This is a genomic window from Pseudomonas sp. 10(2024) (assembly GCF_045164175.1).
Taxonomy (GTDB): domain Bacteria; phylum Pseudomonadota; class Gammaproteobacteria; order Pseudomonadales; family Pseudomonadaceae; genus Aquipseudomonas; species Aquipseudomonas alloputida.
Map to the genome: position 1 here is coordinate 1,061,976 of NZ_CP174006.1, position 26,612 is coordinate 1,088,587.

At 62.5% G+C, this 26,612-nt stretch carries 27 protein-coding genes; 14 read left to right on the forward strand and 13 right to left on the reverse strand.

All coding sequences use genetic code 11. The features are described from left to right. Positions 1 to 3: 3 nt before the first annotated feature. From ACI7M0_RS04760 to gatC, 4 genes are all read right to left on the reverse strand, one after another. On the reverse strand, positions 4 to 378 hold the full coding sequence (locus ACI7M0_RS04760) for a septal ring lytic transglycosylase RlpA family protein (RefSeq protein ID WP_129932319.1): 375 nt from the start codon (positions 376 to 378) through the stop codon (positions 4 to 6). Between the two features lie 127 nt (positions 379 to 505). Beyond that, positions 506 to 1,951, reverse strand: a complete 1,446-nt coding sequence (gatB, locus tag ACI7M0_RS04765) for an Asp-tRNA(Asn)/Glu-tRNA(Gln) amidotransferase subunit GatB (RefSeq protein ID WP_010952130.1) — start codon at positions 1,949 to 1,951, stop codon at positions 506 to 508. 11 nt (positions 1,952 to 1,962) lie between these two features. Continuing rightward, a complete protein-coding gene (gene gatA, locus ACI7M0_RS04770) occupies positions 1,963 to 3,414 on the reverse strand; it encodes an Asp-tRNA(Asn)/Glu-tRNA(Gln) amidotransferase subunit GatA (RefSeq protein WP_019436962.1) in 1,452 nt (483 codons plus the stop codon). A 15-nt stretch (positions 3,415 to 3,429) separates the two neighbouring features. Next, positions 3,430 to 3,717 carry an Asp-tRNA(Asn)/Glu-tRNA(Gln) amidotransferase subunit GatC gene (gene gatC / locus ACI7M0_RS04775; RefSeq protein WP_003255165.1) on the reverse strand — a complete coding sequence of 96 codons (288 nt, stop codon included), beginning with the start codon at positions 3,715 to 3,717 and terminating at the stop codon, positions 3,430 to 3,432. Positions 3,718 to 3,922: 205 nt separating this feature from the next. On the opposite strand from gatC, the gene mreB reads away from it, so the two are divergent. The 8 genes from mreB to tldD all read left to right on the forward strand — a co-directional run bounded on the left by mreB (position 3,923) and on the right by tldD (position 15,028). Next, positions 3,923 to 4,960: a rod shape-determining protein MreB gene (gene mreB, locus ACI7M0_RS04780; protein WP_003255163.1), complete on the forward strand. Its 1,038-nt coding sequence runs from the start codon at positions 3,923 to 3,925 to the stop codon at positions 4,958 to 4,960. Positions 4,961 to 5,186: 226 nt separating this feature from the next. Continuing rightward, positions 5,187 to 6,179: a rod shape-determining protein MreC gene (gene mreC / locus ACI7M0_RS04785; RefSeq protein ID WP_003255162.1), complete on the forward strand. Its 993-nt coding sequence runs from the start codon at positions 5,187 to 5,189 to the stop codon at positions 6,177 to 6,179. After that, complete coding sequence (gene mreD, locus ACI7M0_RS04790; RefSeq protein ID WP_003255161.1) at positions 6,179 to 6,667, forward strand: rod shape-determining protein MreD; 489 nt, start codon at positions 6,179 to 6,181, stop codon at positions 6,665 to 6,667. Before mreC ends, mreD begins: the two co-directional genes overlap by 1 nt. Before the next feature lie 32 nt (positions 6,668 to 6,699). Beyond that, positions 6,700 to 7,311: a nucleoside triphosphate pyrophosphatase gene (locus ACI7M0_RS04795; RefSeq protein ID WP_129932320.1), complete on the forward strand. Its 612-nt coding sequence runs from the start codon at positions 6,700 to 6,702 to the stop codon at positions 7,309 to 7,311. A 53-nt stretch (positions 7,312 to 7,364) separates the two neighbouring features. Next, positions 7,365 to 8,822: a ribonuclease G gene (rng, locus tag ACI7M0_RS04800; RefSeq protein WP_010952135.1), complete on the forward strand. Its 1,458-nt coding sequence runs from the start codon at positions 7,365 to 7,367 to the stop codon at positions 8,820 to 8,822. 82 nt (positions 8,823 to 8,904) lie between these two features. Next, positions 8,905 to 12,726 carry a YhdP family protein gene (locus ACI7M0_RS04805; RefSeq protein ID WP_129932321.1) on the forward strand — a complete coding sequence of 1,274 codons (3,822 nt, stop codon included), beginning with the start codon at positions 8,905 to 8,907 and terminating at the stop codon, positions 12,724 to 12,726. 8 nt (positions 12,727 to 12,734) lie between these two features. Next, entirely contained in the window at positions 12,735 to 13,586 is an 852-nt protein-coding gene (locus ACI7M0_RS04810; protein ID WP_014589818.1) for a carbon-nitrogen hydrolase family protein, read from the forward strand. A 2-nt stretch (positions 13,587 to 13,588) separates the two neighbouring features. Beyond that, positions 13,589 to 15,028 carry a metalloprotease TldD gene (gene tldD / locus ACI7M0_RS04815; protein ID WP_003255154.1) on the forward strand — a complete coding sequence of 480 codons (1,440 nt, stop codon included), beginning with the start codon at positions 13,589 to 13,591 and terminating at the stop codon, positions 15,026 to 15,028. Between the two features lie 57 nt (positions 15,029 to 15,085). Here tldD and yjgA read toward each other — a convergent pair whose 3' ends face one another. Then, the gene (gene yjgA, locus ACI7M0_RS04820; RefSeq protein ID WP_003255152.1) at positions 15,086 to 15,607 is read right to left on the reverse strand and encodes a ribosome biogenesis factor YjgA; all 522 of its coding nucleotides are present in this window, start codon (positions 15,605 to 15,607) and stop codon (positions 15,086 to 15,088) included. Between the two features lie 109 nt (positions 15,608 to 15,716). On the opposite strand from yjgA, the gene pmbA reads away from it, so the two are divergent. The 6 genes from pmbA (at position 15,717) to ACI7M0_RS04850 (ending at position 21,085) form a co-directional block, all read left to right on the forward strand. Further along, a complete protein-coding gene (gene pmbA / locus ACI7M0_RS04825; RefSeq protein WP_014589820.1) occupies positions 15,717 to 17,063 on the forward strand; it encodes a metalloprotease PmbA in 1,347 nt (448 codons plus the stop codon). 244 nt (positions 17,064 to 17,307) lie between these two features. After that, entirely contained in the window at positions 17,308 to 17,709 is a 402-nt protein-coding gene (locus tag ACI7M0_RS04830; RefSeq protein WP_012051310.1) for a hypothetical protein, read from the forward strand. Continuing rightward, positions 17,702 to 19,078 (forward strand): lyase family protein, encoded by a 1,377-nt coding sequence (locus tag ACI7M0_RS04835; RefSeq protein WP_129932322.1) that lies wholly within the window; start codon positions 17,702 to 17,704, stop codon positions 19,076 to 19,078. Before ACI7M0_RS04830 ends, ACI7M0_RS04835 begins: the two co-directional genes overlap by 8 nt. A gap of 27 nt (positions 19,079 to 19,105) precedes the next feature. Further along, positions 19,106 to 19,567: a hypothetical protein gene (locus tag ACI7M0_RS04840; protein WP_129932323.1), complete on the forward strand. Its 462-nt coding sequence runs from the start codon at positions 19,106 to 19,108 to the stop codon at positions 19,565 to 19,567. A 1-nt stretch (position 19,568) separates the two neighbouring features. Beyond that, positions 19,569 to 20,180: a superoxide dismutase gene (locus ACI7M0_RS04845; RefSeq protein WP_014589823.1), complete on the forward strand. Its 612-nt coding sequence runs from the start codon at positions 19,569 to 19,571 to the stop codon at positions 20,178 to 20,180. Between the two features lie 11 nt (positions 20,181 to 20,191). Next, entirely contained in the window at positions 20,192 to 21,085 is an 894-nt protein-coding gene (locus ACI7M0_RS04850; protein WP_104960857.1) for a ZIP family metal transporter, read from the forward strand. Between the two features lie 27 nt (positions 21,086 to 21,112). Here the strand turns inward: ACI7M0_RS04850 and ACI7M0_RS04855 are convergent, their stop codons facing one another. The 8 genes from ACI7M0_RS04855 to lptC form a co-directional block, all read right to left on the reverse strand. Next, positions 21,113 to 21,385 (reverse strand): HPr family phosphocarrier protein, encoded by a 273-nt coding sequence (locus tag ACI7M0_RS04855; protein WP_010952144.1) that lies wholly within the window; start codon positions 21,383 to 21,385, stop codon positions 21,113 to 21,115. A gap of 18 nt (positions 21,386 to 21,403) precedes the next feature. Then, positions 21,404 to 22,258 carry an RNase adapter RapZ gene (gene rapZ / locus ACI7M0_RS04860; protein WP_010952145.1) on the reverse strand — a complete coding sequence of 285 codons (855 nt, stop codon included), beginning with the start codon at positions 22,256 to 22,258 and terminating at the stop codon, positions 21,404 to 21,406. Between the two features lie 2 nt (positions 22,259 to 22,260). Continuing rightward, the gene (gene ptsN, locus ACI7M0_RS04865) at positions 22,261 to 22,725 is read right to left on the reverse strand and encodes a PTS IIA-like nitrogen regulatory protein PtsN (RefSeq protein WP_003255137.1); all 465 of its coding nucleotides are present in this window, start codon (positions 22,723 to 22,725) and stop codon (positions 22,261 to 22,263) included. Positions 22,726 to 22,737: 12 nt separating this feature from the next. Next, positions 22,738 to 23,046 (reverse strand): ribosome hibernation-promoting factor, HPF/YfiA family, encoded by a 309-nt coding sequence (gene hpf / locus ACI7M0_RS04870; RefSeq protein WP_003255135.1) that lies wholly within the window; start codon positions 23,044 to 23,046, stop codon positions 22,738 to 22,740. Positions 23,047 to 23,125: 79 nt separating this feature from the next. After that, a complete protein-coding gene (locus tag ACI7M0_RS04875; RefSeq protein ID WP_003255133.1) occupies positions 23,126 to 24,619 on the reverse strand; it encodes an RNA polymerase factor sigma-54 in 1,494 nt (497 codons plus the stop codon). A 175-nt stretch (positions 24,620 to 24,794) separates the two neighbouring features. Further along, on the reverse strand, positions 24,795 to 25,520 hold the full coding sequence (lptB, locus tag ACI7M0_RS04880) for an LPS export ABC transporter ATP-binding protein (protein WP_003255132.1): 726 nt from the start codon (positions 25,518 to 25,520) through the stop codon (positions 24,795 to 24,797). Then, positions 25,521 to 26,045 (reverse strand): lipopolysaccharide transport periplasmic protein LptA, encoded by a 525-nt coding sequence (lptA, locus tag ACI7M0_RS04885; RefSeq protein ID WP_003255131.1) that lies wholly within the window; start codon positions 26,043 to 26,045, stop codon positions 25,521 to 25,523. After that, positions 26,032 to 26,604, reverse strand: a complete 573-nt coding sequence (lptC, locus tag ACI7M0_RS04890; RefSeq protein ID WP_019438078.1) for an LPS export ABC transporter periplasmic protein LptC — start codon at positions 26,602 to 26,604, stop codon at positions 26,032 to 26,034. Before lptC ends, lptA begins: the two co-directional genes overlap by 14 nt. Positions 26,605 to 26,612: the final 8 nt, after the last annotated feature.

Sequence of the window (26,612 nt, forward strand, 5' to 3'; positions counted from 1 at the left end):
GCGTCAGTCGCTAAGCCCTTGTACTCGCACGCGCGCTGTTCCGCTACGGAGCATGCCGATTTTTTCCGCTGCTGCGCGAGACAGGTCGATCAGGCGGCCGCGGGTGTGCGGGCCACGGTCGTTTATGCGTACCACCACACTGCGCTGATTGGTCATGTTGGTCACCCGTACACGTGTGCCGAAGGGCAGGCTGCGATGGGCGGCGGTAAGGCCGTGCTGGTTGAACGGTTCGCCACTGGCGGTGCGTTTGCCATGGTGGCGCGAGCCGTAGTAGGAAGCGGTGCCCGTCTGGTCGTAGCCGCGCGGGTCGATGTCATGGCTGGCGCAGCCGGCCAGGAAAGAAAACAGGGCGAGGGTGCCGAGGGAACGTTTTAGCAAGTCAGGTGCTCTCCGGTGCGACCATTCGCGGGTAAATCCGCTCCTACAGGGAACGCTTGGCTTGTGTAGGAGCGGCTTCAGCCGCGAACGAGGGCGAAGCCCTCGCAGCATTACAGGGGTAAAACCATCACCCTTCGAGCTTGGCTTTGAGCAATTGGTTCACCTGCCCCGGGTTGGCCTTGCCTTTGGAGGCTTTCATGGCCTGGCCGACGAAGAAGCCGAACATCTTGCCGCGCTTGGCCTCATCGGCTGCGCGATACTGTTCGACCTGCTCGGCATTGGCTGCCAGCATTTCGTCGAGCATCTTGTCGATCGCACCCGTGTCGGTAACCTGTTTCAGGCCTTTGCTCTCGATGATGCTGTCGGCATCGCCTTCACCGGCGGCCATGGCCTCGAACACGGTCTTGGCAATCTTGCCGCTGATGGTGTTGTCACGAATGCGCAGCAGCATGCCGCCCAGTTGCGCGGCGCTGACCGGCGCCTGATCGATTTCGACACCCAGCTTGTTCAGCAGGCTACCCAGTTCGACCATGACCCAGTTGGCTGCCAGCTTGGCATCACCACCGATCTTCACCACTTCTTCGAAGTAGTCTGCCTGTTCGCGGCTGGAGGCCAATACGTTGGCGTCGTAGGCCGACAGGCCGTACTGAGTCTGGAAGCGCTCGACCTTCTGTGGCGGCAGCTCCGGCAGGCCGGCGCGGATGGTTTCGAGGAAGCTGTCCTCGATGACCACCGGCAGCAGGTCGGGGTCGGGGAAGTAACGGTAGTCGTTGGCTTCCTCTTTGCTGCGCATGGAGCGGGTTTCGTCCTTGTTCGGGTCGTACAGGCGGGTTTCCTGCACCACTTTGCCACCGTCTTCGATCAGGTCGATCTGGCGCTGGATTTCGCTGTTGATCGCGCGCTCGATGAAGCGGAACGAGTTGACGTTCTTGATTTCACAGCGAGTGCCGAACTCGGTCTGGCCTTTCGGGCGGATCGATACGTTGCAGTCGCAGCGCAGCGAACCTTCGGCCATGTTGCCGTCGCAGATGCCCAGGTAGCGCACCAGCGCGTGGATCGCCTTGACGTAAGCCACGGCTTCCTTGGCGCTGCGCATGTCAGGCTCGGAGACGATTTCCAGCAGCGGGGTGCCGGCACGGTTCAGGTCGATGCCGGTGGAACCGCTGAAGTCTTCGTGCAGGCTCTTGCCGGCGTCTTCTTCCAGGTGCGCGCGGGTTACACCGATGCGCTTGATGGTGCCGTCTTCCAGCGCGATGTCCAGGTGACCCTTGCCGACGATCGGCAGGTCCATCTGGCTGATCTGGTAGCCCTTGGGCAGGTCGGGGTAGAAGTAGTTCTTGCGTGCGAACACGTTGCGCTTGCCGATCTCGGCATCGATGGCCAGGCCGAACATGCACGCCATGCGCACGGCTTGCTCGTTCAGCACCGGCAGTACGCCGGGCATGCCCAGGTCAACCAGGCTGGCCTGAGTATTCGGCTCGGAGCCAAAGGTGGTAGCGCTGCCGGAGAAGATCTTCGACTGGGTGGCGAGCTGAGTGTGGATTTCCAGCCCGATCACAACTTCCCATTGCATGTGTGAATTCCTCAGAAGCCGTTGGGGGCGCGGGTATGCCAGTCGGTCACCTGTTGGTAGCGGTGCGCGACGTTGAGCAGGCGGCCTTCCTGGAAGTACGGCGCCAGCAGTTGCACGCCGACCGGCAGGCCGTCGACGAAGCCCGCAGGCATCGACAGGCCTGGCAGGCCCGCCAGGTTGGCGGTGATGGTGTAGACGTCTTCGAGATAGGCGGCAACCGGGTCGCTGCTCTTGGCGCCAAGCTTCCAGGCCGGGTTTGGCGTGGTCGGGCCGAGAATCAGGTCGACATCGTTGAATGCGGCCATGAAGTCGTTCTTGATCAGGCGGCGGATTTGCTGCGCCTTCACGTAATAGGCGTCGTAGTAGCCGGCCGACAGGGCGTAGGTACCGACCATGATGCGGCGCTGTACTTCAACGCCGAACCCTTCGCCGCGTGAGCGCTTGTACAGGTCGGTGAGGTCTTTGGGCTCTTCACAGCGGTAGCCGAAGCGTACGCCGTCGAAACGCGACAGGTTGGAAGAGGCTTCAGCCGGAGCGATCACGTAGTAGGCCGGAATGGCATGCTGCATGTTCGGCAGGCTGATTTCCTTGACCACTGCACCGAGCTTTTCCAGCTCCTTGACGCTGGCCTGTACCAGGTCGGCGATGCGTGGGTCGAGGCCGGCACCGAAGTACTCTTTCGGCAGGCCGATGCGCAGGCCCTGCAGCGAAGCGTTCAGGCTGGCGCTGTAGTCCGGCACCGGTTCTTCGATGCTGGTGGAGTCCTTGGCGTCGAAACCGGCCATACCTTGCAGCAGCAGCGCGCAGTCCTCGGCGGTGCGTGCCAGCGGGCCGCCCTGGTCGAGGCTGGAGGCATAGGCGATCATGCCCCAGCGCGACACACGACCGTACGTCGGCTTGAGGCCGGTGAGGTTGGTCAGTGCCGCTGGCTGGCGGATCGAGCCGCCGGTGTCGGTGCCCGTGGTGGCGGGCAGCAGGCGCGCGGCCACGGCAGCGGCCGAACCACCGGACGATCCGCCCGGAACGTGCTCGAGGTTCCACGGGTTCTTCACCGCGCCGTAATGGCTGGATTCGTTGGCCGAACCCATGGCGAATTCGTCCATGTTGGTCTTGCCCAGGGTGACCATGCCGGCTTCGGCCAGCTTGGCGACCACGGTGGCGTCATAGGGCGCCTTGAAGTTGTCGAGCATCTTCGAGCCGCAGCTGGTGCGTACGCCGTTGGTGCAGAACAGGTCTTTGTGAGCGATCGGTGCGCCCAGCAGCGCGCCGGTTTCGCCCGCGGCGCGACGGGCATCGGCGGCACGCGCCTGGCCCAGGGCCAGGTCTTCGGTGACGCTGATGAAGCTGTTGATCTGCGGGTCGAGCTGCTTGATGCGCGCCAGCAGCGTGCCGGTCAGCTCTTCGGAAGAAAACGATTTGTCGGCGAGTCCGCGGGCGATCTCGGCCAGGGTCAATTGATGCATGGCAGGCTCTATCCCTTACTCGATGACTTTGGGAACCAGGTACAGACCGCTTTCGGTCGACGGCGCGATGGCCTGGTAGGCATCGCGCTGGTTGCTTTCGGTGACTTGGTCAGGACGCAGGCGCTGGCTGGCCTCCAGCGGGTGGGCCAGGGGCTCGATGCCAGTGGTATCGACCGCTTGCATCTGGTCGACCAGGCCGAGAATGCTGTTCAGGGCGTCGGTAATGCGTGGCAGTTCGCCATCGTTCAGGCCCAGGCGGGCCAGATGGGCGATCTTTTCCACGTCGCAGCGTTCAAGCGCCATGAGGATCTCCAAGGGAAACAAAGAACGGAATTTGGGTCCGCGGTGAGGAACATGTCAGCTTTCTGGCGGTCTAACGGCCGCGAAATTCTGCTGGCGTGCTCGGAAAAACAGCCAATTTAACATATTGGCTCCTTGCCCAAAATCCCTGCCATTGTTAGAGTTTGCCGCACTTTTTTACCCACGCTTTCCCCAGGGTCACTTTCCCATGTTCAAGAAACTGCGTGGCATGTTTTCCAGCGATCTTTCTATCGACCTGGGTACTGCCAACACCCTTATTTACGTGCGTGAGCGCGGTATCGTCCTGAATGAGCCCTCGGTTGTTGCCATCCGTACCCATGGCAACCAGAAAAGCGTCGTCGCCGTCGGTACCGAAGCCAAACGCATGCTGGGCCGTACGCCCGGCAACATTGCAGCCATTCGTCCGATGAAGGACGGCGTCATTGCCGACTTCAGCGTCTGCGAAAAAATGTTGCAATATTTTATCAACAAGGTTCACGAGAACAGCTTCCTGCAGCCGAGCCCGCGCGTGCTGATCTGCGTGCCGTGCAAGTCGACCCAGGTCGAGCGCCGCGCCATCCGCGAGTCGGCCCTCGGCGCGGGTGCCCGTGAAGTGTTCCTGATCGAAGAGCCGATGGCCGCTGCCATCGGTGCAGGCCTGCCGGTTGAAGAGGCCCGCGGTTCGATGGTCGTCGATATCGGTGGCGGTACCACTGAAATCGCCCTGATCTCGCTGAACGGCGTGGTCTATGCCGAGTCCGTCCGCGTTGGCGGTGACCGCTTCGACGAAGCCATCGTGACCTACGTGCGCCGCAACTACGGCAGCTTGATCGGCGAATCCACCGCCGAACGTATCAAGCAGGAAATCGGCACTGCCTACCCAGGTGGCGAAGTACGTGAAGTCGACGTGCGTGGTCGTAACCTGGCCGAAGGTGTACCGCGTGCCTTCACCCTGAACTCCAACGAAGTGCTCGAAGCGCTGCAGGAATCGCTGGCGACCATCGTCCAGGCGGTCAAGAGCGCCCTCGAGCAATCGCCGCCGGAACTCGCCTCGGACATCGCCGAGCGCGGCCTGGTGCTGACCGGTGGTGGTGCGCTGCTGCGTGACCTCGACAAACTGCTGGCCCAGGAAACCGGCCTGCCGGTGATCGTCGCCGAGGACCCGCTGACCTGCGTCGCCCGTGGCGGCGGTCGCGCCCTGGAGATGATGGACAAGCACGCGATGGACCTGCTCTCCAGCGAGTGATCCCGCTCGCTGTTCACGAGCGCCCGGTTTACAGGTAGTACGTACAGTGCTACCTGTATGCGCTGGGCTGGCGCCCGTTTGGGGCGCCGTATCCGTCAACCCGCAACCAGGCTGGTGCGTTGTTCCATGTCCAATGACCTCCTGAGTCGTCCACGAGGAACGGCCCATTAAACCGCTTTTCTCCAAGGGCCCTTCGCTGGGCGTTCGCCTGCTCGTTCTGGTGGTGATGTCGGTCGCGTTGATGGTTGTCGACGCGCGCTTCGACGTGCTCAAACCCGTGCGCAGTCAGATGGGCCTGGTGCTGATGGAGTCGTACTGGATCACCGATTTGCCACAGCGTGCCTGGCAAGGTGTGGCCGGCCAGTTCGGTAGCCGCACCGAGCTGATTGCCGAAAACGAGAAGCTCAAGACCGAAGCCCTGCTGCTGCAGGGGCGCCTGCAGAAGCTGGCGGCCCTGACCGAGCAGAACGTGCGGCTGCGCGAGTTGCTCAACTCTTCGGCGCTGGTCAACGAAAAGGTTGAAGTGGCCGAGCTGATCGGTGTCGACCCCAACCCGTTCACCCACCGCATTCTGATCAACAAGGGTGAGCGTGATGGTGTGTTCCTGGGCCAGCCGGTGCTCGATGCCCGCGGCCTGATGGGCCAGGTCGTAGAGTTGATGCCCTATACCGCGCGGGTGCTGTTGCTGACCGATACCACCCACAGCATTCCGGTGCAGGTCAACCGCAACGGTTTGCGTGCCATCGCCAGCGGCACTGGCAACCCGGAGCGCCTGGAGTTGCGCCATGTGGCCGACACTGCCGACATCAAGGAAGGCGACCTGCTGGTCAGTTCCGGCATGGGGCAGCGCTTTCCTGCCGGCTACCCGGTGGCCACGGTCAACGAAGTGATCCACGATTCCGGCCAACCCTTTGCCATCGTCCGTGCCATCCCCACCGCCGCGCTCAACCGCAGCCGCTACATGTTGCTGGTGTTCAGTGACCGGCGTAGCCCGGAGCAGCGCGCCACCGATGCCGCCATTGCCCAGGAAGAGGCTGACCGCAAGGGCGCTGCACCTGCTGGCCAGCCGGCCGCTACCCGTGATCAGGTCGCACCCGCCGCTGGCACGCCTGCCGCGTCGGTCACACCGGCAGCACCGGCCACTCCGGTCGCGCAGCCAGCAGCCCCGTCTGCTGCACCTGCCACGCCGGCCGCACCCGCTCAACCCCGGAGGCAATGATGGCTGCATCACGCCGCAATAACGGCTGGGTCATCTGGCTTACGTTCGCCATCGGCCTGCTGCTCAGCGTTTCCCCCATGCCGCAGTTCATGGAAGTGTTCCGGCCCATGTGGCTGGCCTTGCTGGTGTCGTTCTGGACCCTTGCCGTGCCGAACAAGGTCGGCATGACCACGGCATTCGTGCTGGGCCTTGCCGAGGACGTGCTGTATGGCACGCTGCTGGGGCAGAATGCGCTGGTCCTTACCCTCATCACCTTCTTGGTGCTGTCCCTGCAGCAGCGTCTGCGCATGTTCCCCATGTGGCAGCAAAGCCTGGTCATTCTGGTGATCTTCGGTATCGCCCAGTTGATCCAGCTGTGGCTCAGTGCACTGACCGGCAACCGCCTGCCCACCCTGGCGCTGGTCTGGTCGGCGGTGATCAGCGCCTTGCTCTGGCCGTGGATCAGCTTTGCCTTGCGCGACCTGCGTCGACGCTTGCACATCAACTGACGGCAACGCGCCACTGACAGGGAGATGTCTGCATGACCCCGCTATACCTGGCTTCAGGCTCGCCCCGTCGTCGTGAACTGCTGACGCAGATCGGCGTGCCGTTCATTGTCATCAGTGCCCCGGTCGATGAATCTCCGCTACCCAGCGAAAGCGCCCCTGCCTACGTCGAACGCCTGGCCCGGGCAAAGGCCGCCGCCGGCCTGGCCAGTGTCGACGGCCCGGCTGTAGTGCTCGGCGCAGACACTGCCGTGGTGCTCGATGGTCGTATTCTCGGCAAACCGGAAAACCGTGAAGATGCCTTGGCCATGCTGGCTGACCTGTCAGGCCGTGAGCATCAGGTGCTGACCGCTGTCGCCCTGGACGATGGCCAGCGTGTGCACAGTTTTTGCGTGACCAGCACGGTGCGCTTTCGCGCCATCAGCACTGATGAAGCGCAACGCTATTGGGCCAGCGGCGAGCCATCTGACAAGGCTGGCGGCTATGCCGTCCAGGGGCTGGGTGCGGTCTTCGTCACCGGCCTTTCCGGCAGCTATTCGGCGGTGGTCGGCTTGCCGCTCTGTGAAACGGCCGATTTGCTTGGCCAGTTCGGCATCGCCTGCTGGCAATCGCTCGCGCATACGCCAGAGGTAACAAACCCGCAGTAGCCAGCAGTGCATACGCCATCCATCATTAGAAGAACCTTTGACGAGAGCCTGCCATGAGTGAAGAGATCCTGATCAACATCACCCCGATGGAGTCACGTGTGGCGGTGGTGGAAAACGGGGTGCTGCAGGAGGTGCACGTCGAGCGCACCCAGCGCCGTGGCATCGTCGGCAATATCTACAAGGGCAAGGTGGTGCGTGTGCTGCCAGGCATGCAGGCGGCCTTCGTCGACATCGGCCTCGAACGCGCAGCGTTTATCCATGCCTCGGAAATCTCCCAGCGCGAAGGCTCGGCGGTAGAGAACATCACCGCACTGGTACATGAAGGCCAGGCCCTGGTGGTGCAGGTGACCAAGGACCCGATCGGCACCAAGGGTGCACGCCTGACCACCCAGCTATCGATTCCGTCGCGTTACCTGGTGTACATGCCACGCAGCAGCCATGTCGGTATTTCGCTGAAAATCGAGGACGAAGCCGAGCGTGAGCGCCTCAAGCAAGTGGTCAGCGACTGCATGGATGGCGAAAACATCAAGGATGCCGGTGGTTTCATCTTGCGCACCGCCGCCGAAGGCGCGCGTGCCGAGGAGATCTTGCAGGACATCCGTTACCTGCGCCGCCTGTGGGAGCAGATTGGCACCCAGATCAAGACCTGCGGCGCGCCCACGGTCATTTACGAAGACCTTGGCCTGGCCCTGCGTACCCTGCGCGACCTGGTCAACCCGAAGATCGAGAAGATCCGCATCGACTCGCGGGAAACCTTCCAGAAGACCACGCAGTTCGTCGGCGAGTTGATGCCGGAAATTGCCGACCGCCTCGAACACTACCCGGGCGAGCGCCCAATCTTTGACCTGTACGGCGTCGAAGACGAGATCCAGCGGGCTCTGGAGCGCAAGGTGCCGTTGAAGTCCGGCGGTTACCTGGTGGTCGACCCGGCCGAGGCGATGACCACCATCGACGTCAATACCGGAGCTTTCGTCGGCCATCGCAACCTCGAAGAAACCATCTTCAAGACCAACCTCGAGGCTGCTACCGCCATCGCCCGACAACTGCGCCTGCGCAACATTGGCGGCATCATCATCATCGACTTCATCGACATGGAAGACGAAGATCACCAGCGCCAGGTACTGCGTACCCTGGAAAAACAGCTGGAGCGCGATCACGCCAAGACCAACATCATCGGCATCACCGAGCTGGGTCTGGTGCAGATGACCCGCAAGCGCACGCGGGAAAGCCTGGAACAGGTGCTTTGCGAGCCGTGCCTGGCCTGTCAGGGCCGCGGCAAGCTGAAAACGCCCGAGACCATCTGTTACGAAATATTCCGCGAGATCCTGCGTGAGGCCCGTGCCTATCAGGCTGAAGGCTACCGTGTGCTGGCCAACCAGAAGGTGGTCGACCGCCTGCTGGATGAAGAGTCAGGCAACGTGGCGGAACTGGAAGCCTTCATCGGTCGTACCATTCGCTTCCAGGTCGAGTCGATGTATTCGCAGGAACAATACGACGTGGTGCTGCTCTGAGGCCTTCTGAAACACGCCACTGCATCGGCGCGCTGGCAAAACCGGCACGACGGGCCATCATGGATAAACGACTTGGAGGGCCATGGCCATGGGACGTCTGAACCGCGTTCTTGTTGCTCTGACCCGCTGGGGGTTGGGTATATGTGCCCTGCTGGCCGTATTGGTGGCGCTGTATGTCAGCCTTGGTCGGGAACTGGTGCCGCTGGTAGCCGAGTACCGTGCCGACGTAGAAAGCAAGGCCGAGCAGGCACTGGGCCTGCCCGTGCATGTCGGTGCCCTGGAAGGGCACTGGAGCGGACTGGCCCCTGTGCTGCGGGTGCGCGACCTGCAATTGGGCGAAGGCGCCAAGGCGCTCCGGCTGGATGACGTCATGGTGGTGCCCGACATCTGGGCCAGCCTCACCGCCCGCGAAGTGCGCCTGGCGCGCATCCAGCTGGGCGGACTGCAACTGATCCTTCGCGAGAACGAGCAGGGCGCCTGGAGCCTGGAAGGCCTGCCGAAGAAGGACGACGCGCCGCTGGACCCTGCCGACTTGCTGCAGCGCCTGCGCCAGCTGGGGCGCATCGATGTGTTCGACAGTCTGGTCACCCTGCACCCCTGGCAGCGCGACCCACTGACCCTGACATATGTGAGTGCCGGCCTGCAGGCGGGTGCTAAACGCCAGGCCCTGGATTTGCGTGCGACCCTGCCTGACGGCCAGCCCCTGGCGTTGAGCCTGAACAGCCGTATGTCGGCCGAGGCCTGGCGTGATGGCGAGGTAGAAGCCTATGTGAGCCTGCCGCAAAGTGACTGGGCACATTGGTTGCCGCCTAGGGTGTTGGGGCAGTGGCATGCTGACACCCTGCGGGCAGGCGGTGAGGTCTGGATCGGCTGGGGCAAGGGGCAGTTGCAACGGGCCGTCGTAAGGCTCAATGCACCCAGGCTGGAGGGGGCCTATGCCGGGCGCAAGGCTGCCAACCTGAATAACCTGGCTTTGGGCGCCTGGTTCCAGCGCCGGGAGCAAGGCTTCGATGTGGTCGTCGACTCCTTGGCCATGGACCTCGGCAAGGCCCGCTGGGAGTCTCACCTGCAGTTGCAGCAGCGCCCTGGCCAGAGCGCAGCTGATGAAAGCTGGCAGTTACAGGCCGACCGCCTCGACCTCACCCCGCTGACTCCGCTGATCGATGCCCTGGCCCCCCTGCCGGACAAGGTCAAGGATGTGGTCGATGGCTTGAAGGTGACCGGTGCGTTGCGCAATGTGCGCCTCGAGGCCAGGCCCAAGGCCGAGGGTGACCAGCGCCTGCAGTTCGCAGCCAACCTGGAGAAGGTAGGCTTCGATGCTTATCACAACGCCCCGGCGGCCGGTAACGTCAGTGGCAGCATCAGTGGTGACCTGGGCCACGGCGAACTGCGCCTGGATACCGATGCGTTCATGCTGCATCTGTACCCGATCTTCGCCAAGCCCTGGCATTACCAGAAGGCGAATGCGCGCTTGACCTGGACCTTGGACAAAGACGGTTTCACCCTGATTGCGCCCTACCTCAAGGTGCTGGGCGAGGAGGGCAAGATCGCCGGTGACTTCCTGATTCGCCTGTTGTTCGAGGAAGGCCGCGAGGACTACATGGACCTGCGCGTCGGCCTGACCGAAGGCGATGGCCGCTTTACTGCCAAGTATCTGCCCGAGGTGCTCAGCCCGGCCCTCGACGAGTGGCTGCGCAGCGCTATCGTCAAAGGCGCTGTGGATGAAGGCTACTTCCAGTATCAGGGCTCTCTGAACCATGGCGCATCCCCGCAAGCGCGCAGCATCAGCCTGTTCTTCAAGGTGCATGACGCCGCGCTGGACTTCCAGCCCGGTTGGCCACAGGTGCAGCATGTCGATGGCGATGTGTTCATCGAGGACAGTGGCGTGCGCATCAAGGCTCAGCGAGGCGTGCTGCTCGACACCAAGGTCAGCGATGTGAATGTCGATATCCCGCATGTCGACGGCGACCAGCACAGCCATCTCTACCTGGATGGCGACTTCGACGGTAGCCTGGGTGATGGCCTGAAGATTCTCAAGGAAGCGCCAATCGGCACCGGTGAAATTTTCGCCGGCTGGGAAGGTGAGGGGCCGCTGAAGGGCAAGGTCAAGCTCGATATCCCGCTGGCCCATGGGCAGCGCCCAAAAGTGCAGGTGGACTTCGCCACCAGCGATGCGCGCCTGAAAGTTGCTCCGCCAAGCCTGGAGTTGAGCCGCCTGAAGGGAGACTTCAGCTTCGATTTCGACAAGGGCCTGAGTGGCAAAGGCATCAGCCTACAGGCCTTCGGCAAGCCGGTAACGGCTCGAATATCCGCTGAAGGTCAGGCTGGGCAGATGCAGACCCGCATCAATGCCAATGGCCAGGTATCGCTCAAGGCGCTGACTGACTGGTTGCAGTTCAAGCAGGCCTTGCCGGCCTCCGGTGACCTGCCCTATCAGTTGCAGCTCAGTCTGGGGAGCCGGGACAACCGCCTGAGTGTCACTTCCAGCCTCAAGGGGCTGGCCATCGACCTGCCGGCTCCGTTCGGCAAAGCGGCAGCAGATACCCGCGACAGCCGTTTCAGCATGAGCCTTCAGGGCCCGGAGCGGCAATTCGATGCTGCCTACGCCGACCTTGCCCGTTTTGCCTATGCTGCACCGGCTGAAAACTTGACCCAGGGCCGTGGCGAGCTAGTGCTGGGCACAGGCGACGCCCGGGTACCTGCCAGCCAGGGGCTGAGGGTGCGCGGGCGCCTGGAGACCCTGGACCTGGCCCCCTGGCAAGAGCAGGCGGGCCGGCTGGCTGGGGACGACCCCGGTGGCAGCGCGCGGCAGAACCTGCAAAGCGTCGACCTGAGCATCGGCCAGTTGAAAGCCTTCGGCATGGACCTGAACCAGGCCGTGGTGCGCCTGGCCCGGGGCGGCCCGGCCTGGGATTTGCGCCTCGACAGCAAGGAAGTCATCGGTAACGCACGCGTTCCGGATGCCAAGGGCGCGCCGATGGTCGTGCGCATGCAGACCTTGCGGCTGCCTGCCGCCAGCGCCGCTGAACAGCAGGCTGAAGACGGCCCCGACCCGCTGGCCTCGTTCGATCCGCGCAAAGTCCCGGCACTGGACCTGAGCATCGACAAGCTCTATCGCGGTGACGATCTTTACGGCAGCGCCGCGATCAAGCTGCGGCCGACCCCACGTGGCGTTACTGCCAGTGATATCGACCTCGACCTCAAGGGGTTGCGCATCGATGGCGGTGGTGGCTGGGAGGGGGAAACGGGCAAAACCAGCAGCTGGTACAAAGGGCGCCTTGACGGCAAGAACCTGGCGGATGTGCTCAGCGCCTGGGGCTTTGCCCCGACGGTGACCAGCCGCGACTTCCGCCTGGACGTGGATGGCCGCTGGCCGGGTTCGCCGGCCGCAGTGGGCCTGAAGCGCTTCTCGGGCAGCATGGATGCGGCGCTGCGCACCGGCCAGTTCGTCGAGGTCGAAGGCAGCGCACAGGCACTGCGGGTGTTCGGCCTGCTCAACTTCAACTCGATTGGCCGGCGCCTGCGTCTGGACTTTTCCGACCTGTTTGACAAGGGCCTGGCCTATGACCGGGTCAAGGGCTTGCTGGTGGCCAGCAGTGGCGTGTACGTGACCCGCGAACCGATTACCGTGACCGGCCCGTCGAGCAACTTCGAGCTCGACGGCACGCTGGACATGGTCAGGGACCGGGTCGATGCTGACTTGCAGGTGAGCCTGCCGGTGACCAACAACCTGCCGCTGGCGGCGTTGATCGTCGGCGCGCCGGCGGTGGGCGGTGCGCTGTTCCTGGTCGATCGGCTGATCGGTGACCGCGTGTCACGCTTTGCCAGCGTGCACTACCGTGTCGAAGGGCCGTGGAAAGAGCCTAGAATCACATTTGTGAAACCTTTCGAGAAATCCCGCTAGGAGTACCCATGAAGGCAGCGGTAATCCAGATGGTCAGCCAGGACGACGTGCAGACCAACCTGCAGCGTGCCGGCGCCCTGTTGGAGCAGGCCGCGCTGGGCGGCGCACGGCTGGCGGTGCTGCCGGAAAACTTTGCCGCCATGGGGCGCAAGGACGCGGCTGCCATCGGTCGTGCCGAAGCCTTGGGGGAAGGGCCCATTCTGCCGTGGTTGAAACGCACCGCCCGCGACCTCAAGTTATGGATTGTTGCCGGTACTTTGCCCTTGCCACCGTTCGGCCAGCCCGATGCCAAGGCCCATGCGTGCTCGCTGCTGGTCGATGAACACGGCGAGGTGGCGGCAAGGTATGACAAGCTGCACTTGTTTGATGTGGACGTGGCCGACAACCGGGGCCGTTACCGCGAGTCGGATGACTACGCACAGGGTGCTCAGGTGGTGGTGGCTGATACGCCGGTCGGTCGGCTGGGGCTGAGCGTGTGTTACGACCTGCGCTTTCCCGAACTTTACAGCGCGCTGCGCGCGGCCGGCGCGGAGCTGATCACCGCACCGGCAGCTTTTACTGCAGTGACCGGCGCAGCACATTGGGAGGTGCTGGTGCGTGCCAGGGCCATCGAAACCCAGTGTTACCTGCTGGCTGCGGCACAGGGCGGAGCCCACCCTGGCCCACGGGAGACCCATGGCCATGCGGCGATCGTCGACCCTTGGGGGCGCATTCTCGCAGAACAGGCGCAAGGTGAAGCGGTACTGCTTGCCGAGCGCGACATTGAAGAACAAGCGTCCATTCGGACGCGCATGCCGGTGGTATCGCACCGGCGCTTTTTTTCGCAGGGCGCGTTGCGGCCTGCGCATACCTCGGAGTGACTATGAGCCAGATGTTATCCACCGTCAGTGAGCAGCTCCTGGCCCCAGGCGGCTTGACCCTGGACAGCCTGCAGAGCGTGCTGGGTGAGTTGGCTGGCCCCGGCATCGATGCCGCCGACCTGTATTTCCAGGGCCAGATCTCGGAAACCTGGGCGCTGGAAGACGGCATCGTCAAAGAGGGCAGCTTCAACCTCGACCAGGGCGTGGGCGTGCGTGCCCAGTCCGGCGAAAAAACCGGCTTCGCCTACAGCAACGCGATCAACCTCGAAGCGCTGACCTCGGCAGCCCGTGCCGCCCGTTCGATTTCCCGGGCCGGGCAAAACGGCACGGTGCAAGCCTTCCGCAGCCAGGAAGTGGCCGCCCTGTATACCGCGGACAACCCGCTGGACGTGCTCAGCCGTGCCGAAAAGGTCGAGCTGCTTAAGCGTGTCGATGCCGCCACTCGTGCCCTGGACCCGCGCATTCAGCAAGTCAGCGTGAGCATGGCCGGGGTCTGGGAACGCATTCTGATTGCCGCGGCCGATGGCAGCCTGGCCGCCGACGTACGCCCGCTGGTGCGCTTCAATGTCAGCGTCATCGTCGAGCAGAATGGCCGTCGCGAACGTGGCGGGCAGGGCGGTGGCGGGCGTACCGATTACCGCTACTTCACCGAAGAGCGGGTGATGGGCTATGCCCGCGAGGCCCTGCGCCAGGCCCTGGTGAATCTGGAAGCGATCCCGGCACCGGCCGGTACCTTGCCGGTTGTGCTGGGCTCGGGCTGGTCGGGCGTGCTGTTGCACGAAGCGGTCGGTCATGGCCTGGAAGGCGACTTCAACCGCAAGGGCAGTTCGGCGTTCAGTGGCCGCATTGGCGAAAAAGTGGCGTCGAGCCTGTGCACCATCGTCGACGATGGCACCCTCGAAGGCCGCCGCGGCTCGTTGAGCGTGGACGACGAAGGTACCCCGACCGAGTGCACCACGCTGATCGAGAATGGCGTGCTCAAGGGGTACATGCAGGACAAGCTGAACGCGCGCCTGATGGGCATGGCCGTGACCGGCAACGGGCGCCGTGAATCCTACGCGCACCTGCCGATGCCTCGCATGACCAACACCTACATGCGAGCCGGCGAAAGCGACCCACAGGAGATCATCGCGTCGGTGAAGAAGGGTATCTACTGCGCCAACCTCGGTGGTGGGCAGGTGGATATCACCAGCGGCAAGTTCGTGTTCTCCACCAGTGAGGCCTACCTGATCGAAGACGGCAAGATTACCGCGCCAGTGAAGGGCGCAACCCTTATCGGCAATGGTCCCGAGGCGATGAGCCGGGTTTCGATGGTCGGTAACGACCTGGCACTGGACAGCGGGGTAGGAACGTGCGGAAAGGACGGGCAGTCGGTGCCGGTCGGGGTGGGGCAACCTACCTTGAAACTGGATGCGATTACCGTGGGCGGTACCGGGGCTTGATGGTTTCGGGGGCCTTTGCAGGAGCGGGCACGTCCGCTCCCACAGGGCCCCAGTCCGTCAGCGCAACCCGCGCTGCAACTCGTCGAGGTCGCGGATGTACTTGAACACCTTGCGCGCGGCGGCAGGCGGCTTGTTCCGCGCCTTCTCGTGCTGGGCATGGCGCACCAGCGAGCGCAGCTGCTGGCGGTCGGTGTCGGGATACTCGTTGACGAAGCGCTCGAGGTCTTCGTCGTTACCGTCGATCAACCGGTCACGCCAGCGCTCCAGGCTGTGGAAACGTTCGTTGTACTGGCGAGTCGAGCTGTCCATCTGTTCGAGCAAGGCATGGATGGCATCGAGGTCTTGCACGCGCATGAGCTTGCCGACGAACGACATGTGGCGTTTACGGGCGCCATGAGCGGTGTGCTTGCTGGCCTCGGCCAGTGCCTTGCGCAGCTCGTCGGTCAAAGGCAGGCGCGCCAAGGTATCGGCCTTGAGCGTGGTAAGCCGCTCGCCGAGTTCGACCAGCGCATGCAGTTCGCGCTTGATCTGGGTTTTGCTTTTTTCGCCGTCGAAGGCGTCGTCGTTTGAATCAACCATGGTGGCAGTCCGCTAGAAATCGCCGCCATGATAACCAGTCGGGGGCCGCTTGTCCGGCCCGGTCGTAGAATGACCCCAAGCCGAACGCAGAATTTGAGTGGAGAGAACCATGAGTGCAGTCCAGAGCGTAGGTCCGAAAGACCTGCCAGCATTGCAGGAACAGGTCGAGGCGATCATCGCCGAGGCGCGTCGTCAGGGGGCCAGTGCCTGCGAAGTGGCGGTGTCGCTGGAGCAAGGGCTGTCCACCACCGTACGCCAGCGTGAGGTCGAAACGGTCGAGTTCAACCGCGACCAGGGCTTTGGTATCACCCTTTATGTTGGCCAGCGCAAAGGTTCGGCCAGCACCTCGGCCAGTGGACCGGAGGCGATTCGCGAGACCGTCGCCGCAGCGTTGGCAATTGCCAGGCATACCTCCGAGGATGAATGCTCGGGCTTGGCCGACGCAGCGCTGATGGCGCGTGAAATCCCGGATCTGGACCTGTACCACGACTGGGATATCGAGCCCGAGAAGGCCATCGAAATGGCCCTGGCCTGCGAGGCGGCGGCGTTCGACGCCGACCCGCGCATCCTCAACGCCGATGGCACCACCCTCAATACCCACCAGGGCTGCCGCGTGTATGGCAACAGCCATGGGTTCATCGGTGGTTACGCCTCGACCCGGCACAGCCTGAGCTGCGTGATGATTGCCGAAGGCGACGGGCAGATGCAGCGTGACTACTGGTACGACGTGAACCGCCAGGGCAACCTGCTGGCCGACCCGAGCAGCATCGGCCTGCGCGCTGCCCAGCGTGCCGCCAGCCGCCTTGGCGCCCGGCCGGTGCCGACTTGCGAGGTGCCGGTGCTGTTCTCGGCCGAATTGGCCGGAGGCCTGTTCGGCAGCTTCCTGTCGGCCATTTCCGGCGGCAATCTGTACCGCAAGTCGTCGTTCCTGGAGGGTACCATTGGCCAGCGCCTGTTCCCTTCCTGGCTGACCCTCGACGAACGCCCGCATATTCCGCGCGCGTTGGGCAGCGCTGCCTTCGACGGTGATGGCCTGGCCACCTATGCCAAACCGTTTGTCGACAAAGGCGAGCTGGTGTCGTACTTGCTGGGTACCTATTCAGGGCGCAAGCTGGGTTTGCCGAGTACGGCCAATTCCGGTGGCGTGCACAACCTGTTCGTCAGCCACGGTGTCGAAGATCAGGCCGCGCTGATTCGCCGCATGGGGCGCGGGCTGCTGGTGACCGAACTGATGGGGCATGGCTTGAACATGGTGACGGGGGACTATTCCCGTGGTGCGGCGGGGTTCTGGGTCGAGAATGGCGAGATTCAGCATGCCGTACAGGAAGTCACCATCGCCGGAAACATGAAGGACATGTTCCAGCAGATTGTCGCGATCGGTAGCGATCTTGAAACCCGTAGCAACATTCATACGGGCTCGGTGTTGATCGAGCGTATGACCGTTGCTGGTAGCTGATCTTTAGCCTGCGCCGGCCCTTTCGCGGGTAAACCCGCTCCTACACGGTGGTGGACGTACATCGGGGTTGGACACAGGCCGTTGTAGGAGCGGGTTCACCCGCGAAGAGGCCGGCACAGCACTACACCTTTCCCTGCAAATCCGAAGACCCGGCCCTCGCGCCGGGTTTTTATTTCATCACCTTTTCCTTGAAGTGATTCTGTTTATCACTTAATAATGAATATCATTATCCAGTAACCCGGCGATGATGTTCATGAAATCCGTCCTCCGCGAACTGCCCTACCTGGAAAACTGGCGCTGGCTCAGCCGGCGCATTCGCTGTGCGCTCGACCCCGACGAGCCGCGCCTGATCGAGCATTACCTGGCCGAAGGCCGCTATCTGGTGTGCTGCACCGAAACCTCGCCATGGACGGTGGCGCTGACAGCGTTTCGCCTGCTGCTGGATACCGCCTGCGATCGCATGCTCCCCTGGCATTGGCGTTGCCTGTGCCTGGATCAGGCGTGGCGCCCTCTGCTGGACCTGCGCAACCTCGACCGCCAGGAACAGAACCAACGCTGGCAACCCTATGCCCTGCAGTTGGCCAATTGCCGTCTGCTGCCTTCGATTTCTCCCGATGAACTGATGCAAGGATTTGATGATGAGTGATACCCGTATCGAGCGTGACAGCATGGGTGAGCTGCAGGTGCCGGCCCAGGCCCTCTACGGCGCCCAGACCCAGCGCGCGGTCGACAACTTCCCGATCAGCGGCCAGCGTATGCCGGCCCAGTTCATTCGTGCCTTGTTGCTGGCCAAGGCCGCTGCGGCCAAGGCCAACGTCGAACTGGAGCAACTGTCTGCCGGGCAGGGCCAGGCTATCGTCAAGGCTGTTGAGCAACTGCTGGCCGAGGACTTCATCCAGCACTTCCCGGTGGATGTGTTCCAGACAGGTTCTGGCACCAGTTCGAACATGAACGCCAACGAGGTGATCGCCACCTTGGCTACCCATGTACTGGGTGAGGCGGTCAATGCCAATGACCACGTCAACTGTGGCCAGAGCAGCAATGACATCATTCCGACCACCATCCACGTCAGCGCCGCGCTGGCCCTGCACGAGCAGTTGCTGCCAGCCCTGGCGCACCTGGTACAGGCGATTGAGGTCAAGTCGGCACAAGTACATCAATACGTGAAGACCGGTCGTACTCACCTGATGGACGCGATGCCCGTGCGCATGAGCCAGGTGCTGGATGGCTGGGCTGCGCAGATCAATGCTGCCAAGGCGCACATCGAAGGGATACTGCCGCACTTGCAGGCGCTGGCCCAGGGCGGAACCGCCGTGGGTACCGGCATCAATGCCCATCCGCAGTTCGCTGTCGGTTTCGCTCGCCAGCTCAGTGGCCTGACCAAGGTCGAGTTCACGCCCGGCCAGAACCTGTTCGCCCTGATCGGCTCGCAGGACACTGCCGTGGCTTTGTCGGGCCAGCTCAAGACCACCGCGGTGGCGTTGATGAAAATCGCCAACGATCTGCGCTGGATGAACTCCGGCCCGCTGGCCGGTCTGGGCGAAATCGAGCTGCAAGCTCTGCAGCCGGGCTCTTCGATCATGCCAGGCAAGGTCAACCCGGTGATCCCGGAGGCCACTGCCATGGTCTCCGCCCAAGTGATTGGCAACGACGCTACCATCGCCGTCGCAGGCCAAGCCGGTAACTTCGAGCTGAACGTGATGCTGCCGGTGATCGCCCGCAACCTGCTGGAAAGCATCGAGCTGATGGCCAATGTCAGCCGCTTGCTGGCCGACAAAGCCATCGCCAGCTTCAAGGTCAACGAAGACAAACTCAAGGAAGCCCTAGCCCGCAACCCGATTCTGGTCACGGCGTTGAATCCGATCATCGGCTACCTCAAGGCCGCCGAAATCGCCAAGACCGCCTACAAGCAGGGTCGTCCAATCATCGATGTGGCGCTTGAGCACACCGACCTGTCCCGCGACCAGCTTGAAGCGCTGCTGGACCCGGAAAAACTCACCGCCGGCGGTATCTGACCCTGCGTCCCCGCCCAGGAGACAACCATGCAGCACTGGAAACGCACCACGGAAACCGCCAACCGCCTATTCGAACAAGGCGAGCTGGTGGACGCCCGGGAACACTACCTGCAAGCCTTGGCGTTGGCCCAGGTGCTGTTCGAGCGCTGGCATGACGTGGACGAAGCGGTGGCTGCATTCGTCATCGCCCACCACAACCTGGCTGACCTGCACCTGCGCCTTGACCAGCCGCATGAAAGCGCCGACTACCTGTGCGCTGCTCACCAGCGACTGCTGCAGGCCTGCCAGGAAGTGCGCCTGCCTCAGGGGCTGCGTGATGCAGCCTTGCGCCACAGTGCGCGCACTTACACCGAGCTGCTGAGTTTCATTGCCGAGTATGGCCAGTACCCGCGTACCGAGCGCTTGCTCAACCGCCACAGCGCCGGGGCCAGCGAGCTCGCTGCCTTACCGGATGTGGCACCCAGAAACCATGCCTACGGAATTCATTGACATGCCCCATACCTTGCCTGCATTGCCATACGCCTACGATGCGCTGGAACCACACATTGATGCCCAGACAATGGAAATCCACCACACCAAGCATCACCAGACCTACGTGAACGGCCTCAACGCCGCCCTCGAAGGTACCGAGTGGGCCGAATGGCCGGTGGAAAAACTGGTCGCTGCCGTCAAGCAACTGCCGGAAAACCTGCGTGGCGCCGTGACCAACCACGGCGGTGGTCACGCCAACCACAGCCTGTTCTGGACTGTCATGTCGCCTCAGGGCGGTGGCGAGCCTGTGGGCCAGCTGGCGCAAGCCGTCACTGCACAACTTGGCGGCTTCGAGGCTTTCAAGGAGGCTTTCACCAAAGCCGCGTTGACCCGCTTCGGCAGCGGTTGGGCCTGGCTCAGCGTGACGCCGCAAAAAACCTTGATGGTGGAGAGTAGCGGCAACCAGGACAGCCCGCTGATGCACGGCAATGCGCCGATCCTGGGCCTGGACGTGTGGGAGCACGCGTACTACCTCAAGTACCAGAACCGTCGTCCGGAATACATCGGTGCCTTCTACAACGTCATTGACTGGGTGGAAGTTGAACGTCGTTACCTTGAAGCCCTGAAGTGAGTCGGACCGGTATGCGCTCTGAGGTGATGTCTGTCAGCAGTGTGCGCCTGTTCCGCCTGGCGCTTGGGACTTTGCTTTTGCTGGCTGGCGCCGCGTTATTGGTGGCGCGCGGCCTCGCCTGGCTAGATCTCGACCCGCGCATACTGCGCGCCCTGGAGGGCGGTGCTTTATGCGCACTGGGTACGGCTCTGGGCGCAGTACCGGTACTGGTCATTCGCAATATGCCCGTGGCGCTGGCGGATACGCTGTTGGGCTTCGGTGCTGGCGTGATGCTGGCGGCCACCGCGTTTTCCCTGATCATGCCGGGCCTGGCGGCGGCTCAGTCTATTGGTTTCAGCCCTTGGGGGGCAGGTGGCCTGGTCAGTTTTGGCCTGATGTTCGGGGCGTTGTGCCTGTTCCTGGTCGACCTCAAGGTTTCCTGGGCTTCGCCGGAAGCGCTGGTGGGCACGGCAAACCAACCGGTGATTGCAGCGCGCATCTGGCTTTTCGTGATTGCCATCATTGCCCACAACATCCCCGAAGGTATGGCCATTGGTGTGTCGGCCGGGGGTGGAATGGCCGACGCCGACAGCCTGGCCATGGGCATTGCCTTGCAGGATGTGCCTGAGGGGCTGGTGATCGCGCTGGTGCTGGCAGGGGCGGGCATGCCGCGCTTCAAGGCCTTCCTGATCGGCGCAGCCTCAGGCTTGGTCGAGCCGCTGGCGGCGTTGATCTGTGCCTGGCTGGTGAATGTTGCCGAACTGCTGCTGCCGCTGGGGCTGGCCTGTGCAGCGGGGGCGATGTTGCTGGTGGTCACCCAGGAAATCATCCCCGAATCGCGCAGCAACGGCCATCATCGTCTGGCCAGCCTTGGGCTGTGTACAGGCTTCTGTCTGATGATGGTGATGGATACCGCGATGTCCTGACCTGGTGCAAGCGCAGGTTTGCGAGGCCTATTCGCCTTCGTCAAAGAAATTGTTGATCAGCTCGACCAGTGCGTCCATGGCGTCGCTGTCCTGCTCGCCCTCGGTATGCAGGTGCACCTGGGTGCCTTTGCCTGCGGCCAGCATCATCACCGCCATGATGCTCTTGCCATCCACCAGCTTGTCCGGGGCGCGACCCACCCGTACCTGGCAGGGGAAGCGGCCGGCCACACCGACGAACTTGGCTGCCGCCCGGGCATGCAGACCCAGCTTGTTGATGATGGTGATTTCGCGGGCGGGCATCTGGGGCGGATCCTTGGGCTAGAGGTCGCGATGGCGGACCTGGACGTTTTTCAGGGTTTGCTGCAGCTGTCGACCAAGGCGCTCGGTGATGTACACCGAACGGTGATGTCCGCCAGTGCAGCCGATGGCAATGGTTACGTAGGCGCGGTTGCTGGCAGCGAAGCGGGGCAACCATTTGAGCAGGTAGCTGGAGATGTCGTTGTACATGTCTTCGACATCCGGTTGTGCGGCCAGGTAGTCGATCACGGGTTGATCGAGGCCCGAGTGCTCACGCAGTTCCGGTTTCCAGTAGGGGTTGGGCAGGCAGCGCACGTCAAAAACCAGGTCGGCGTCGACCGGCATGCCCCGCTTGAAGCCGAACGACTCGACCAGAAACGCTGTGCCAGGCTCGGGCTGGTTGAGCAGGCGCAGCTTGATCGAGTCACGCAACTGGTACAGGTTCAGATTGGTGGTGTCGATCTTCAGGTCGGCCAGGTCGGCAATGGGCCCCAACAAGTCGCTTTCCACGCGGATCGCTTCCGCGAGCGAGCGGTTGGCGTTGGTCAGGGGGTGCCGCCTGCGGGTTTCCGAGAAACGCTTGAGAAGGACCTCTTCATCGGCATCCAGGTACAACACGTCGCACTGGATGTGCCGGGCGCGGGCTTCTTCAAGCAGCTCGGGAAAACGCATCAGGTGGCTGGGCAGGTTGCGCGCGTCGATCGAAACCGCCACCTTGGGCTGCAGCAATTCGGTGTTGATCAGTGCATTTTCCGCCAACTGCGGCAGTAGCCCGGCGGGCAGATTGTCGATGCAATAGAAACCGCTGTCTTCCAGGACATCGAGGGCGGTGCTCTTGCCGGAGCCGGACCGGCCGCTGACGATGATCAGGCGCATGTTCAGTGCTCGTTCTGTACGTCCAGGACAACCTGGAACAGGGCCTCGTTGCTGGTGGCCGCACGCAGTCGATCACGGACCTCCTTGCGATCGAGCATGCTGGCGATCTGACGCAGAAGTTCAAGGTGGGCATCGGTGGCCGCTTCGGGCACCAGCAGCACAAACAGCAGGTCCACCGGCGCGCCATCGATGGCGTCGTAATCGATAGGCGCTTCCAGGTGCAGCAGGGCGCTGACAGGCGCGGAGCATCCTTCAAGCCGGCAGTGCGGGATGGCGATGCCATTGCCAAAACCGGTAGAACCGAGCTTTTCCCGGGCTACCAGTTTTTCGAAGACGTCCTGCATCTCCAGTTCTGGCACTTGGTCGGCGATGACAGTGGCGACCTTTTCCAGGGCGCGCTTCTTGCTGCCGCCCGGCACGTTCACGAGGGAACGGCCGGGGGTCAGGATGGTTTCAAGTCGGATCATGGATGAGGGGGATCAGCGGGCAGCTGCACCTTGCAGCAGGCTTTGCTGTTTTTCCTTGTGTTTTTTCAGTTGGCGGTCGAGCTTGTCGGCCAGGGCGTCGATCGCTGCATACATGTCTTCGTGTTCGGCGTTGGCTACCACTTCACCGCCGGGAATCTGCAGGGTCGCCTCGACCTTCTGCTGAAGCTTCTCGACTTTCATGATTACCTGCACGTTGGTGATCTTGTCGAAGTGACTCTCCACGCGGGCGAGCTTTTCAAGCACGTAATCGCGCAGTGGCTGGGTGACTTCTACATGCTGTCCACTGATATTGACTTGCATACAGCTTCTCCTTTGTTGCCCGTGCATAAAGAGGCAGGTCTTGCACCTGCCACGAAAACGCTGTGGCACATCTCAGGGGCTACATCAGTCGCTTGCGTTCGCTCGACGGTGCGATGCCGAGGGACTCGCGGTACTTGGCGACGGTGCGACGGGCTACCTGGATGCCTTGTGCCTCCAGTAAACCAGCGATCTTGCTGTCACTCAATGGCTTTTTCTGATTTTCCGCCGCAACCAGTTTCTTGATGATCGCGCGGATCGCCGTGGACGAGCATTCTCCGCCTTCGGAGGTGCTGACATGGCTGGAGAAAAAGTATTTCAGTTCGTAGATGCCACGCGGGGTGTGCATGTATTTCTGCGTGGTAACCCGCGAAATGGTCGATTCGTGCATGCCTACGGCTTCGGCAATGTCATGCAGCACCAACGGCTTCATTGCTTCGTCGCCGTGGTCGAGGAAGCCGCGTTGGTGCTCGACGATCTGCGTGGCAACCTTCATCAGGGTTTCGTTACGGCTTTGCAGGCTCTTGATGAACCAGCGCGCTTCCTGCAGCTGGTTGCGCATGAAGGTGTTGTCGGCGCTGGTGTCGGCACGGCGGACGAAGCCGGCGTATTGTGGGTTGACGCGCAGGCGTGGGATGGCTTCCTGGTTCAGTTCTACCAGCCAACGGTCGCTGTCCTTGCGCACGATGACGTCGGGCACCACGTACTCGGGCTCGCTGGACTCGATCTGCGAACCAGGGCGCGGGTTAAGGCTTTGCACCAGTTCGATGACCTGGCGCAGCTCGTCTTCCTTGATTTTCATCCGCCGCATCAGCTGGCTGTAGTCACGGCTGCCGAGCAGGTCGATGAAATCGGTGACCAGGCGCTTGGCTTCGGTCATCCACGGGGTTGTAGCGGGCAGCTGGCGCAGTTGCAGCAACAGGCATTCGCCCAGGTTGCGGGCGCCAACGCCAGCCGGCTCGAACTGCTGGATGCGGTGCAGTACGGCTTCGACCTCGTCCAGTTCGATATCCAGCTCGGGGTCGAAACCGGCGCAGATTTCTTCGAGTGTGTCTTCCAGGTAGCCCTGGCCGTTGATGCTGTCGATCAGGGTCACGGCAATCAAGCGATCGGTGTCGGACATCGGTGCCAGGTTCAACTGCCACAGCAGGTGGCTTTGCAGGCTTTCGCCGGCCGATGTGCGCGTGGTGAAGTCCCATTCGTCGTCATCGTTGCTCGGCAGGCTGCTGGCGCTGGTCTGGTAGATGTCTTCCCAGGCGGTATCGACCGGGAGCTCGTTGGGGATGCGCTCGCTCCACTCACCGTCTTCCAGGTTGTCGGCGCTGACGGTGCTTTCCTGGAAACTGTTGTCCTGAACTTCGGCGGCCGGCTTGTTCTCGGCGTTGTCGGCCATCGGGTCGCTGTTGTCGAAGTCTTCGCCGTCTTCCTGACGTTCGAGCATCGGGTTCGACTCCAGCGCTTCCTGGATTTCCTGTTGGAGGTCCAGGGTAGAGAGCTGGAGCAGGCGGATGGCCTGTTGCAACTGAGGTGTCATCGTCAGTTGCTGGCCCATTTTTAGGACGAGCGATGGTTTCATGGCAGGGGCTTAATACCTTGTTCGCCGGCGCGCATGCGCCATCCACTACACGAGGGCGCCGAAGCGCCAGATCAAGCAAGTTTTATGCCTTAAATTGTAGCGTTTGCCTAGAGTACCGTAACAACTTTACCTGCAGTTTCAGGGCTGTTTGCCAGTACTTCAGGCGCGTGCCGGGTCAGAGGCGGAACTCGTGACCCAGGTAAACTTCTTTGACCAGGTCGTTTGCCAGGATGGTTTCAGCGTCGCCTTCGGCGATCAGTCGGCCATCGTTGACGATATAAGCGGTTTCGCAGATATCCAGGGTTTCACGCACGTTGTGGTCGGTAATCAGTACGCCGATACCTTTGGCCTTGAGGTGGTGGATGATCTGCTTGATGTCGCCGACCGAAATCGGGTCGACACCGGCGAACGGTTCGTCCAGCAGGATGAACTTGGGTGCGGTCGCCAGGGCGCGCGCGATTTCGACGCGGCGGCGTTCACCGCCGGACAGGCTCATGCCGAGGTTGTCACGGATGTGGCTGATGTGGAACTCCTGCAGCAGGCTTTCCAGCTCTTTGCGGCGGCCGTCCCGGTCGAGGTCCTTGCGGGTCTCGAGGATGGCCATGATGTTGTCGGCGACCGATAGCTTGCGGAAGATCGAGGCTTCCTGCGGCAGGTAGCCGATTCCGGCGCGGGCGCGGCCGTGCATCGGCTGGTGGCTGACATCGAGGTTGTCGATCAGTACGCGGCCCTGTTCGGCCTGGACCAGCCCAACAATCATGTAGAAGCAAGTGGTCTTGCCGGCGCCGTTGGGGCCGAGCAGGCCGACGATCTGGCCGCTGTCGATAGACAGGCTGACATCACGTACTACCTGCCGCCCCTTGTAGCTCTTTGCCAGGTGCTGGGCTTTGAGGGTTGCCATTTACTCGGCCTTCTTCTTGGGCTGGATCACCATGTCGATGCGCTGACGGGGTGTTGTCACATTGCCACCGCGACCGGCGGTCGCCACCTGGGTCTGGGTGTTGTAGACGATCTTTTCGCCTTCGGTGGTATTGCCTTCGCTCTCGACCTTGGCGCGGTCGGTGAGAATGACCAAGTCCTTCTGCGACTGGTACTGGATGGTTACGCCCCAGCCTTTCATCTTGTCCGGCTTGGCTGCGCTCTGCTGCTGCTCGAAGTAGGCCAGGTTGCCCACCGAGGTCACTACGTCGATATCGCCAGAGGCGGAGCGGGTAATGGTCACGGTGTTGCCTTTGATCATCATAGAACCCTGAGTGATGATCACGTCGCCGGTGTAAGTGGCCACGCCTTGCTTGTCATCCAGGTGAGCGTTGTCGGCCTGGATGCGGATAGGCTGGTCACGGTCGTTCGGCAGGGCGAGGGCGCTCGCGCTTCCCAGTGCTGCGCTCAGGCTGAGCAAAAGGGGGAGGGTTTTAACGAGCCTCATACTGTCCTCTTACGTTAGAGAGCAAGTCCATCTTGCCTTCTTTCAAATACGCTTTCATGCCTTTGCCCGTAGTGGTGCCTCCGGCGCCGTCGATTCTAACGGCTTGCTCGGTCTGCGCATATTGCTTCTGCGGGAACACGGTCATGCGTGAGCTGGTGATGATGGTTTCACGCTGCTTTTCATCGGTGCGGGCAATCCGCACCTTGTCGATCAGTTCGACCTCGGTACCGTCAGGATTGACCTCGGCGCGCGTGCTCTGCACATGCCACGGGTACTCGGTGCCGCGGTACAGGTGCAGGTCCGGTGTGGTCACTTGGGTGATTTCGCTGGTCTTGAGGTGTTCGATCCTGTCGGCGGTCATTTCGTATTGCAGCTTGCCGTCGGGCAGGAACTGCACGCTGTGGGCGTTGATCGCGTAGTAATCGATGGCGCTTTCGTCGACCTGGGCCACGGGCTTGTCGAGGAAGCTCTCCGGGCTGACATTCCAGTAGCCAATGGCTACCAACAGGGCGGCTATCGCCCCGAGCAGCGCAATGTTTCGGGCTTTCTTGCTGAGCATGGGCAGCC